Source organism: Nostoc foliaceum FACHB-393 (assembly GCF_014698505.1).
In the GTDB taxonomy this organism is placed as follows: domain Bacteria; phylum Cyanobacteriota; class Cyanobacteriia; order Cyanobacteriales; family Nostocaceae; genus Nostoc; species Nostoc foliaceum_A.
Genome location: NZ_JACJTD010000036.1, coordinates 19,934 through 32,433, shown reverse-complemented (window position 1 = coordinate 32,433; position 12,500 = coordinate 19,934). Strand labels below are relative to the sequence as shown.

General features: G+C 39.6%; 9 protein-coding genes. All 9 read right to left on the bottom strand.

Going from position 1 to position 12,500, the window contains the following annotated elements:
* Positions 1–351: 351 nt before the first annotated feature.
* The 9 genes from H6G92_RS24845 to hpsA all read right to left on the bottom strand — a co-directional run bounded on the left by H6G92_RS24845 (position 352) and on the right by hpsA (position 12,251).
* Positions 352–996: a TIGR04282 family arsenosugar biosynthesis glycosyltransferase gene (locus H6G92_RS24845; RefSeq protein ID WP_190896791.1), complete on the bottom strand. Its 645-nt coding sequence runs from the start codon at positions 994–996 to the stop codon at positions 352–354.
* A gap of 32 nt (positions 997–1,028) precedes the next feature.
* The gene (locus H6G92_RS24840) at positions 1,029–1,586 is read right to left on the bottom strand and encodes a pilus assembly FimT family protein (protein WP_190896789.1); all 558 of its coding nucleotides are present in this window, start codon (positions 1,584–1,586) and stop codon (positions 1,029–1,031) included.
* A 28-nt stretch (positions 1,587–1,614) separates the two neighbouring features.
* Positions 1,615–2,604: a glycosyltransferase gene (locus tag H6G92_RS24835; protein ID WP_190896787.1), complete on the bottom strand. Its 990-nt coding sequence runs from the start codon at positions 2,602–2,604 to the stop codon at positions 1,615–1,617.
* Positions 2,597–3,592 carry a hormogonium polysaccharide biosynthesis glycosyltransferase HpsE gene (hpsE, locus tag H6G92_RS24830; RefSeq protein WP_190896785.1) on the bottom strand — a complete coding sequence of 332 codons (996 nt, stop codon included), beginning with the start codon at positions 3,590–3,592 and terminating at the stop codon, positions 2,597–2,599. Before hpsE (H6G92_RS24830) ends, H6G92_RS24835 begins: the two co-directional genes overlap by 8 nt.
* Positions 3,593–3,602: 10 nt before the next feature.
* A complete protein-coding gene (hpsE, locus tag H6G92_RS24825) occupies positions 3,603–4,571 on the bottom strand; it encodes a hormogonium polysaccharide biosynthesis glycosyltransferase HpsE (RefSeq protein ID WP_190896783.1) in 969 nt (322 codons plus the stop codon).
* A 185-nt stretch (positions 4,572–4,756) separates the two neighbouring features.
* Complete coding sequence (locus H6G92_RS24820; RefSeq protein WP_190896781.1) at positions 4,757–5,461, bottom strand: prepilin-type N-terminal cleavage/methylation domain-containing protein; 705 nt, start codon at positions 5,459–5,461, stop codon at positions 4,757–4,759.
* Positions 5,462–5,499: 38 nt separating this feature from the next.
* Positions 5,500–6,510, bottom strand: coding sequence for a hormogonium polysaccharide secretion pseudopilin HpsC (gene hpsC / locus H6G92_RS24815; protein ID WP_190896779.1), 1,011 nt, complete (start codon positions 6,508–6,510; stop codon positions 5,500–5,502).
* Between the two features lie 68 nt (positions 6,511–6,578).
* Entirely contained in the window at positions 6,579–7,235 is a 657-nt protein-coding gene (locus tag H6G92_RS24810; protein WP_190896777.1) for a prepilin-type N-terminal cleavage/methylation domain-containing protein, read from the bottom strand.
* Between the two features lie 204 nt (positions 7,236–7,439).
* Positions 7,440–12,251, bottom strand: coding sequence for a hormogonium polysaccharide biosynthesis protein HpsA (gene hpsA / locus H6G92_RS24805; RefSeq protein ID WP_190896775.1), 4,812 nt, complete (start codon positions 12,249–12,251; stop codon positions 7,440–7,442).
* Between the last annotated feature and the right edge of the window lie 249 nt (positions 12,252–12,500).

Genomic DNA, 12,500 nt, shown 5'->3' with positions numbered 1-12,500 from the left:
ACTGGCGGTGAATACGAGTGATTTTCATATTTCAAGCTACTTAAATATTGTGCCCATGACCGTAACTGTTGTGTACAAATATAAAGCAGATTCAATATTGGTAAAGGCTATCTGCCTCTAGGTTTTCAACTAGGCCACAGTAGCATTTGTTATGTACAGTGTCTTCAGGAAATTCCTAGTGTTTTAAAATACTGACCTAGTGCGGGGCTGTAGAAAAAGGCTTATTAAGTATCTCCAAATAAAAATACTCAACTACTTCTTGTGCGGTGGGCATCTTGCCATTCGTGTCAAATTAACCTAGACGTTAAGTTTAGCAAGCGTTCTACTGGAGTTTAGACTACATTTCGCTGATTATTCCATCTCCCCTGCAAAGGCTTGTTCCCAAATCGGCAGATCCTCCGGTCGGTCAACATCAGCTAGAGGCGACAAGTTCACATGTGATAAATTTAGTTTTTGGGAAATGTCCACGGTTTTTTGGAATACTTGAGCAGTTCCCCACTCGATGTTAACGAATAACTCCGGGATGGGTTGACGCAAACCAATTAAGTAATATCCACCATCGATCGCAGGGCCAAGTACGAGGTCAAAGGCGTGTAACCTCTCAAACGCTGTCGCTAGAATCTGGGCATTCACTCCAGGACAATCTGTACCGATGAGAATTACTTTTTCTGCTCCAGATTCGAAAGCATCGAAAAGCGATCGCGTCATCCGCGAACCTAGATCCCCTTCACCTTGAGACTGGTAAACTAAATCCAACCCCAGCCAGTCTTGCATAAGTTGCAAATCGCCACCTGCAAACCGCACTTCCACAGATATGGCAATGGTTTTTTGCAATTCTTGAACCTGAAATATTGTATATTCAGTCATCTGGCGTTGAAGATTGGCAGCACCAACAGTTCCCAAAGCAGGTATCAATCGGGTTTTTGTCTTACCTGGTTCTGGATAGCGGGTGAAAATAATCAAGTGCTGTTTTGGGTTTGCTGGTAAGTTCAGCACGCAATACCTTGTTTAATTAAATAAAAAATATTTTAATAGCAATACTTGCCGTCATTGATTGTAGTATGCTCCTTTGCTGTTCGCATTGCTCCTAAAAGCGTTGAAACAATAACGCAACGCTTGGCTTTACCAGCATACTTGCTAGATAGTGTTATTCGTCCTATTTGAGCATTACCTCTGTAATCAAATTGAACTTTGCGTATGTCATTTGACAGTTGCAAGGTTGTTTCAGAATCTAAGCGCACATTAGAATCTAGATTATTCCAGTTAGCGTTAGATGGGTTTACTGTAGCAGGATGAACTGCCCATTGAAGGATGCCATTTTGCTCACGAAAACTAGTTTGCCAAGTCAATTTTTCCTTAGTGGCTTGCCTTTGGGCTTGGCGCATTGCATAGTAAACCTCGTTTTGTGCAGTGTTGAGGCGGCGAGTCTCCACAAAAGTGAGCCAGTTGGGTATTCCCAACGTGGCTAATATACCAATTAAGAGAACAACTATTAACAACTCTGGTAGAGAAAAACCACTGCTAGAGGGCTTATTCAAAAGATTTTTTGCATTAACTAGAGACTGTAAATGCACCCGGATATTCATTTTTGTCTTCTGGTGATTTTTCAGCTATCTAGCTGGTGAGCAATGTTTCAGTTTCTTGACTTCTGACTTTGCGCTCGTTAGTAATGCTATCAAGCAACGCAGGCATTAGCAGAATTATGATAATTTTCAATAATAGTTTGAAAGTGAAAGTTATACGGTTCAATCTTAAAGAGTCATGAAGGATATAATTCCACAAAAATTTAGCCGCAGCTAAACCCTTTTGTCTGTTAAATGGCTTTTGTAGGGATTTACATGTCAGGTATTTATATAAATTTGTTAGACTTAAATTCCAAGTATGCTTTGCTAATGGTCTTTCTTTATATGCTCTCTCAAGTACCTGCAAGCAAGCTTTTTCTTGTCTGACAAGATTGGAAGAAACTGAATTAGCACTTATACGGTATAAGATTTGTGCAGATGGTACACATATAAAATCAAATTTAGAGGCTAATCGTAGCCACATATCCCAATCTTGAGCAGCACTTAGACATTCATCAAATCCGCTTAATTCGATTAAAGCCTCTCTACGAATCAACGGATTGGAGCCATTCTCTAAAAAGTTTGTTACCAATAACTTTTCATAAACGTCTCCATTGGCAGTAAAGTGTGTACCAGAAAGGACAAATTCACTTTTTTCATCAATATAATTAGTCCAACTATAAGCAACTTTTGCAGTAACGTTTTCTTCCAGAGCCTTTAACTGAGACTGAAGCTTATCAGGTGTCCAAAGATCATCCGCATCTAAAAAACTAACAAATTCTCCAACAGCAAGGTTTAGCCCTCGGTTACGACTAATATTTCCGCCAGCATTAGGGTAAGAAAATACTTTTATTCGTGAGTCTTGAATTTCTGCAATAACATCTAAAGTGGAATCTTGTGAACCATCATTTATTATAATTAACTCCAAATTAGTAAAAGTTTGATTTAAAACAGATTGAATTGTTTCTTTAATGGTTTTTTCGCTATTATAAGCTGGGATGATTACAGAAATTATTACTGTATTGAAATTTGAATTAATCATTTTGCATAGTTGTATTTTCAAAAATTTTGTCTAGCTTCCATTTTAAAGAATAAAAAGGACTCATCATACTAGCCCAGTAAAAATTAATTTCAAAAAGTGCAATTAAATTACTTTTTAATTGCCCTCGATACTTAATAATATGTTGTAATAGGCGATGTAAATTACCCAAGATAGTCTTAACCAAAACTATTGGTTTTTGCCAATTTTTAGCATTTATCAAGCGTAGCTGAAAAATACATAGACCACAACCACGTGCTAGTACTAGTAAGTAGTCTTTTTCTAGCCGCCAATGTGGAATTTGATGATCGATATGCATTGCAGGATTGTACCAAATTTCCCAACCTGCTTTGTGTAAGTATAAGAGAGCTTCTGTATCATCTCCGCTAACCATCAATTTACTAAGTCTTCCCTTAAAAACCAATTCTTCTGGAACACTTTCACACCAAGCTTGCTTACGGACTACTAGCGCAGCACCCGGAGGAAGTCTTAAATTATCTGCATCAAATAAATATGGTTCTATTCCGTGTTCTCTAATAGCTAGAAATGCTTGAATTCTTGTAAAATCCTCTGGGGGGCTTACTTCAAAATCACCATGAATTTGACCGCTCCAAGCACCAGCTTGAGGATGCTCTTTGCCGAAAGTATAAGACTGTAAAACCCAGTCATTTGCTGGTAGGTTATCATCATCTACAAATGCAATAAACTCGCCTCTAGATTCGTTTATTGCCCGCATTCTTGCAAAGGCAATTCCCTGCTGTTTTTCCAGGAAATATCTTAACAAGAAGTTTTTATTAACAGTTTTTTGGTAAGTTTGGATTACCTCATATGTATTATCATTACTATTATTATCAATAATAACTATTTCCCAATTTATGTTTTTTAGCCCCGTCTGATTAAAAAGCAATTCTAAAACTTTAGGCAGCCGTTTTGCACCATTGTATGTAGGAATAGCTACAGTAAAATCTATATTTTTAAATAGTTCATTCATATATTATTTTTTAATTAAATTTTTTAGTTAGATAGCCATTTTTCCAAAGATAAAAAGGACTAATCAGACTACTTACAAACAGTTGCATTTCACAAGCAGCGACTAAATCAGTTTTCAACATAGTCCGATATTTAAGCCAGTGTAAAGCAATTTTACGCAAGTCATTTATCATATAAGCTACAAGAGTAACTGGTCTATACACATGTTTGACATTTACCATTCTAGTTACATAACGGCTAAGTCCAATACCTCTAAAAAATGGAATTAAATAGTCTTTTTGTAAGCGGGAACTGGGTATTTTGTGATAAATTTCCATTTCTGGGTTATACCAAATTTTCCATCCTGCCTTTTGGATATAAGACAACATTTCTAAGTCCTCACTGGTGAGCATATTACCTTTAACTCTACCAGTTAAAATACACTGTTCTGGTACACTTTCTAACCAAGCCTGCCTACGGATAACAAGTCCAGCAGAAGGGGGCAGTATTTTTTTAGCTGCTTCATATAACAGCGGTAAATTACCCCGTTCTGTAATGGCTAAAAATGGAGCAATTCGCTGAAAGTTTTCTGGTGGTTCTACTTCCCAATCAGGATGAATTTGGCTGCCATAAGCTCCTGCTTGAGGATATTTTTCACCAAAAGCATAAGCTGCGGATACCCAATTTGATAATGGGTAGTTGTCATCATCTAGAAAACCTATGAATCTACCTTTAGCTTCTGCAACTGCCCTTTTTCGAGCATAAGCTGCACCTTGTTTTGATTCAAAGCAATATTTTAAAGGGTAAGGATATTGCCAATTTTTCTGATAGGTTTGAATAACTTTAGCTGTGTTGTCAGTGCTGTTATTGTCTACAACTATAATTTCCCAAGATAAGTTTTCGGTGTGAAGTTGGTTTTGTAGTCGATCTAGTAGTTCAGGCAAACGACTTTCACCGTTGTAAGTTGGTATAGCTACAGTAAAGTCAAGGTTTTCAGTCATTTGTCAAAAGGTATATTTTGATTAGGATGCTTTTTATATATTAAGCCAATTGCTAATTTTTACTGGCATTAAAGAAATCTATCAAAACCATAAAACTGTGCCTGATGCTTCAATTTTGCTATCAATGTGCAGTTTTATGTTCAGTATTATTTCGTATTTTTATAAATTTACGCTATTAAAATTGCTTAATCACACTGGGAGTCTTTCGCTGTGATAGTTGAGCCTAAAAGAGTTTTCACAATGACGCATCGCTTTACGCTACTAGCCAATGTAGAATTTGCAGATATTGGTACAGCTACCACTATTTTTAAGCCAGGTGGCTCTGTCGATGGAGCTATAACTGTTCCAAAGTTTGCATTTGGTAAAGTCCCCATATAGTCAAAAGTAATTTTTGCTGATGCATTTAAAGGGTAGGATACAGGAGAATCAGTAGTAGTATTGCCAATACTACTACTAAGATTCCCGCCCAGCAGTAATTTATCAGAATTAACTCCGACATCCGCTCCTAAAGGTTTCCATATGCTGATTCCAACATCGGTACGATAAATAGCAACCTCTACATTTTGGGTTGTGGTATTTTTTTGAAAACTGACGCTGTAACTAAGTTTTTTGTTTTTAGCTTCGCGCTGTGCTTCTTGCAGTGCCGCGAAAACAGCGTCATTAGCCTTATTTAGCTGCTGTCGATTCACAAATGCAAGCCAACCAGGAGCTGCGATCGCTGCTAAAATTGCTACCAATAACAGTACTACTGTTAATTCTATCAGGCTAAAACCAGCATCATGTCGATTGTATCTATAGTGTCGATTTACTAAATATTGCTGCTTTTGTTTTGTTTTTTTGCTGTGTAACTGGAAATAATCGAATACTTTTAAACTAAGAATATTCTGCATACTATCCTGCTTTTATTAATCTTTATCAAAGATAGAACCTATTTGCTAAATATAAAGCTGCTTCCTTGAACCTTAATGTTTGCACTCGGAAAATAACTAGATTTACTTTCGGCGTAACGTACTTTAGTTTCATCTTCTAATAAGCGAGCTTGTGCGTTACCTCTTAAATAAACTTCAGCAGCACTTCTATTATTTGCGCTAACTGAATTTACACAAGCATAGAATCCTGTTCTGACACTAGTTGCTGCTACTGGAATTTGACTAAAGTTAGTAGAGCAGGTTGATGCTGGCGCTCCCTGTGCTATTGTTGTTTGATCTATAAAATCAACCAAAACTACGGGGTTTTGATTGTAACTCCCCCCTCCTGTCCAAGTATTCATTTTTGCTTGTAATGTTATGCCTTTTTGTGACACGTCAAATGGTTTAAAACCTTTATCTGGACATGGGAGATATTTTTCGGTTGCAAGAAATCCATCGCAAGCAACTGTAGCAGCAGCATTTGGAACCCCATCTTTAATTTCCCATCTGGCGATGCGGGCAGCGTTAGACCAAGTAGTACTAGGACTAGCGTCTTTAATTAAATAGTAGGCAACTAATGAGTAAACAAAAGTATCGTCTTTTTCAGTGCCTGTAATTGTAATTGCTTGATTAACTAATTCTCGTTTCCAAAAGACAAGCACAGGAACTCTATCTGTTGCACTAGGTAGTTGATTCCCAGTTGTACCTGCATTTGGACAAGTACTAGGAGTACTAGTATCAACAGTACCCCTTAGACAAGCAATTCCAGTAGCATCATATATATATAGTGCTTGTTGGAGATCACGAGCAATATAGTCAAGCGCTGCTTTAATTTCTTGCTCAGAGGTGGCTTTAGCTTGTTCCTGGCGGTCAGTGTTTAAAACGCTGATCATAAAGCCTAGCAACGGCGTAATTACCAGGAATGCAATAATCATAGCTACTAGTAATTCAATCAGCGTGAAGCCACTATTTTTGTTTTGCTTGTGAGAGAGTTTTAGCTGAGTACTTAACAGCCACCTCAATATATTCATTTTGCTACAATTTCTCCTTACTAACAGATACTTAGAGATGAAATAATCATTTATGTTTGCTAGATAAATTATGGTTGACAACCACCAAGTCTTCCACACAAAGCGCTATAGGAGCTTTGACCCCTAACAATTTCAGTTGTCATTTCTACTAGTGGTGCTTTGCGATCGCCTAATCCCCCAGTGAACGTTGCTGTTGTTTTTTGGTTGCCATTGTCATCAGAAGTTTTCTTGAGAGAGCCAAACTCTGCATCTGAACGATACACCCGAATTCCCAAACTATAGCCTTGACCTCTATCGATTTGAGCGGTACTTGTACTGATAGTTACATCTGATTTACCAAAAGCCTGAATGTAAAACTGCACTGGGCTGGTGTTTGTTTTGTAGGTTGTACACTCAGTTGGGGGAGTGATTTTTCCATCTTTGTGAAAGCAATACAAATTAGTTGTGACTGTAGGGGCATTTTCGCTAGCAAGTAAAGAAGTTACATTTGATACTTGAGTTTCTAAGATTGTTTTAGACTTAATAGCATCAATGAAGGCTTTAGCCGCTCCTGTTGCCAATTCTATGCGTCTAGCTTGCACACGAGTTGCTGTTGACATGACTAGAACAGGTGCGATCGCTACCAGCAAAACGCTAACCACGAGGATTGCCACCAGCGACTCAATGATCGTAAAACCAGATTGGCTCGACTGGGCAGATGATTGCTGTAGTTGGTGTGTGTTCATAGTTAGTTTTTCGATAGGGCTATGTTTTACAGCGATTGGTGATTAAGTGTAATACACTCGTAAGCTCTGTCCAAACCTCCCCCCTTTGTAAAAGAGAGGCTTGGAATTTCCTCCTTCCCTACTAGGAAAGAGGGCTAGAAATTAAGTCTCTTAACGTGGTTTATTCAATTAATAAGTGCTGTAAAAAAAATTTCATTCAACACTTCAGGATGGTTGGAGTTTGCAGTCACTAGGACGTTCACTTGCAGGTAGTGCAAATTTGAAACCACTACCAAAGAAAGTGATGTCGTCCGCAGAAGACATATCAAACCCATCTGCTGTTTGAGTTTGGACAGCACACAACAGAGTTTGCACCCAAAGGTCATCCCGACCTACTTCTCTGAAGTATTCATTTGGAGGATCTATAGCTGGAATTACAAAACGCTGGGCAAACAAGTCGGGATTTTGCGCCAGTAACGCCACATCAAAACCCCAGTTACGGTTAGGAGGCATATAATAAGGCGCTTCACCAGCAGGCTCACTACCTATAGAAGTACTATCTGATGTGTAACCAGGTCTATTGGAATTCAGAATTCTAATAAAGATACTGTTATTGGCAGTGGCAGTAAGAGCATTAGGGTTAGAAGAGGTTGCAGGAGCAGTTGTTGGTCCTGGTCTGACAAGAACTTGGAACGGTGCAGTAGCATAGATACTGCGTTTAAATTGGATGAATGAACCGCTGATATTGGCATTAACCCCATCCCAATTTTCTAAGAAACGCACAAAGTTATGCAAACCCCCATTGATTTCGTAGCTAGTTGCACCCACACGAGCAGGAGTATCACCAGCTGCAATTACTAGATTAAAAGTTGTTTCACTTGCCTTAGACAACCATCTAGTATTTTTAACGACAGTGGATAATCCTCCTGCTAAACTGGCGTAATCTTGATCTTGAGGTCCTGTAGTGGTTGTTACCTGTAATTGCAATACAGGTTCTAATAGCGGCTGGTACAACGCATTTCTGATGGGTGTAGTCGTGAATGGGGATGTGGCTCCGGGGAAATCCCTAAGCGAACCAGAAGCTGGTAGTTGCGGATACCTGTAAAATAGACGTTTAGTGTTGTTGTATTTTATCTCACCAGTGTTGAACCCTGGAGGGCTAGTAGAAGTACTTGTTGTGGTTGCAAACCATAGGGCATTAGTTGCTATGTCAGGTATGCTATTCGGGTCTAGCGTACCACCTGGGGTAAATGGCGGAAGTTCTTTTACTGCGCCTGATTTGATACCTAGTGGAATAGGAGTAGCGGCACTAAAAGTTATGGGACTATTAGCAATATTAACCAGCTTGGCAAAATCAGCACCAGCATCGTATGTCCGTTTGAACGCAACCCTACGAGCAAATCCTTCAAAACCAGCCCTTGGCGATCGCGCAGTTGTACCAGCTAAGAGTTTGTCAGGATCTGCATCTATTACCTCACTAGACCTTTTTAAGATTTCTGTTGTTAGGTCTAAAGCATTGCCTACATCATTATTTGCATCTAAACCTACATACCAGTCACCTGGTTCACATTGTGAAACTGGTATCTTGAAGCACATTTCCATTACATACTCTGGGAAATTTCCTCGGCGCTGAATGGGCGTGACGAAGTTGTTCAAATAAGAACTGTTATTGTCAGTACCACTGGGAGTACCCTTGTAGTAGGCATCACCACCTGAGTCAGTGAAGAATTTAGATGAAGTGACGAAGTTGTTATTCCAGAAACCCACCCTCAGTCGGCTGAGTACGATGTTAGGGTCACTTCCTTGGTTATTTCGCAAGTCGTAATCACCCTCATTGCGAAAACCTTCGCGGAAGTTACCAGAAAGCAAGGTAACAGCATCAGCAATTACTGATGCTGATCGCCAGGTTTCTCCAGTTGTGCAATTGGGAAGTCTAGAGTCTGCCGGCCGACAAGCAAAGTCAGGATCGCGATTTGCCGCAGCACGAGTGTAAAATTTAGTATCGTAGCTAGCATTACTAGGAGCAGGTAAAAGATCCGTACCTTTAAATTCTTGCTTGGTATGCAGATTAAAATCGCCTTTAACATAGGCTGGCAGGTCAGTTGCTAAAACTAAGCCTTTTTCTTCTGCTCTGTAATCGTTCTCACGACTTAAGTCACTGCCATTAATCAACATAATGGCGTTGGGTCGCCGCTCTGGATCGAGCCTGTAGTCACTAGCGCTAACATTTTCACTGGTTGAGTTACTGACATCTTTTTGAGCATCATCACGAGAGGCATAGATAATGCCACTATTGGGTAACAGATATTCGTTAGACCAAGTACCAGCGATTGAAGTTGTGCGAAGCTTATCTAAATCGATGACAGTGGCACGAATTTCTAAAGGTTGGCGCTGTTCAACTTCTAAATTGTAGTTTCCGGTTAATGTGCCACCTTTATCTATAGCTTTAATTTGTCTAGCATCAAGAAATGTAGTTTCCTTAATTGCATCATTAGGAACGTAAGTTTCACTCGTTGAGAGAGTTCCATCGGCAATTTCTATTGCACAAATTGTCGAATCAATTGCTGCTTGCTCAGATAATGTCAGGTCTTTATCTGTTGCTTTGAGTAATGCTTGTCGCAGTAGCGGATTTACAAAACGACCGTTGGGAAATGTCAAGTTGGCTTGATACTTTAAGCGATCTAGCAAAGTTACAGCAGGGTTTGTTACATCATCAGCATCCGCCGCAGTTGTAAACAACCCACTGGTTAACGTCTGTCCTCTAGTTATTTCATCAGATGTAGTATCGGAAATTTCGTAAACGACCCCATTATTAGAAGCTGCTGCTGTTGTTGAAACGAGAGGATCGTAGGTGTTTGTGGTTGCTGTTGTTTGATTAGTGGGATTGTAATAACTGCTGACACAGGCTATGGGTTCTTGATAATGATCTGGTGTAGTCGCATTAGGATCATACGAATTACGGTTGTAGTGATAAACTGCTGTGGCACGCATCACCAAATGCCCACGTGTTGGAGTACCGTCGATAGGATTAGCAGGATCAGGCACTAGCATGGGCATAGTGTCAGGCCAGACTACTAATGATGAAGTAGTAGGTAGTCCAGAACCTGTACTTCTATAAACTCCTGCACCTGTAACTACTCGTAATCCACCAACTACATCAAGAGCATCAGCGCGGGGTGAAGCGGCTGCTATTTCCCAGAATCCGTCACGTCCAGTCACCCCTAAATCTGCCAATTGTTTGACGCTAGTAGTACGAGTACGATCTTTAGTAGTGCTACCTGTCCATTTCACACCAGTAATGGTTTCAGGTTCTTCCTCTCCGACAAAAATTTCTTTTGTGCTGTCCCATCTGAGTTCAGGTAAATTGTTACCTACTACAATGCGATCGCCTAACCGTGATTCTATGACAGGAGAAGTTTCTAAGGTTGCTGGGTCTGTAGCAGGTAGCTCTGATGTGGTTAGCGTTAGTGTTGTATTGGTATTCGTGGGATATATCCAGCTATCTGCTGGACGTAGGGCATTACTTCTTGCTGAATCGTCATATCCTTCGAGAACATTTGCTGTAGTAAAACTACCAACGCCATCAGTACCATAAGGTACTTCATTAAATGGTACGCGTCTGGTACGTTTTTTGAAGTAGATTTCCAGTTCTTCTCGACGTACCTTGTTAGAATCTAAACTTGGGTCGGCTGCAATCCGCTTGCTTTTATTATCTTCGACCTCTTGGGGGTCAGTAGTTGTAGCGTGAGCGAATTGTGCATTTACTAACAAGTCGATCCGTTGAGCATAAGCCTGACTGTTATAAGCAATTTGATTTGGGTTATTCGAGGTAGATTTATTTGTGCTTGCAAGTGATGTTTGTGTAGGGACATCATTTTCTCTAAATAAATCTACTTGAACTGCCCCAATATCTGAAGCACTTATCGACCCATTACCTGCAACATTACCACCAACAACTATTCTGCCATTTTCTCGCTCGTAATAACAAGAATATCTACTGCTGACCTGGAATAGCGTAATATTTTGATTACTTCTACCCATCAATAGATTACTGTTGGTAAAAATGCGCCCATTCAAACGAAATCTAGGACCAGGTGTAATATCTAAGTCATCTTCATAAACAACAGCATTATTAGTAATTGGAACTTGACTACGGTCTTGTTGCATTTCTAAAGCCGAGAAGCCCTTATTGCCTCGATATGCTTCATATTTGCTTGTATCAAGATCATCATTTAAGCTACTAATAGGAACCGTTGCTGCATATACGAAAAAGCTTTTTTTCAATTCACCAGTTGGTAACTTATACCAACCAGAAGCACCTACCAAGCTGGCACTAGTTTCACCGGCTACATCACAAGCTCCACCTGCCTTAGCTGGTAGCATAGGAGGCGTTCTAGCATCCAGTGGACTTCTCTTTCTCTCTTGAGTTGTACCAGTTTGGGGGGGAGTGCGGAAGTAGATACCGTAGAGAATAAAGCTATCAAATTTACCGTTATTATCTGTATCGGCAGGAAATTTCCAGGCTGTTTGTAAGTTTTCTTTATTCTCTAAAATGACACTACTATCTGCTTCAATCGTATCGTCTCCATCAAGGTCATAAGGCAGGCTTATGGGAGTTTCATCACCAAACGTATAGACAGGAAGTTTATTAGTTAAGGTACTGTATAGTGTTACGTTTGATGGAACAGAACGTGGCAGAGTCGGGTCGGCAAATAGTGCAGTTATTTTTGCTTTAGCTCTCTCCAAAGCAGGGGTGGCGGCTTGTATTGTCGCTTCATTCACCCGGACATTACTAGCATTTTTGGAGCGCTCAAAAGACCGAAATAAAATTGCAGTTGTTAACAGCACGACTACCAAAGTTACCATCGCCACTGTTGGTAACACAAAGCCAGCATTCACCGAGCCACGTCTTCTTCGAGTCCCAAAAATAGCCCGTAGGAACCAAATAATTTGCTTGTTAATTGCAGATAAAAACTGCTTGCTAATTTGTCCGAAGGTTTTTTGAATTGCCTTGACTAGCTGACGTTTTCGAGACATAGCTGCTTCCCTGTCAAGTGATTTGTACCGGATTTTCTATTTTTTTATACACCTTAAATCATGACTGCCAAGTATTTTAACAGGCAAAATATAAGATTATAGTTATCTAACTACTGCATCTGGTTTGACTAATTTCCAGATAAAGTAGCTACAACAAAAGACAATTTATTTAAAGTTATATCATTCATGAATGGTTCATTTTATCCGGTAAATACTGATTTTTTCAGAATTATTTAATTCAAGCCTGAT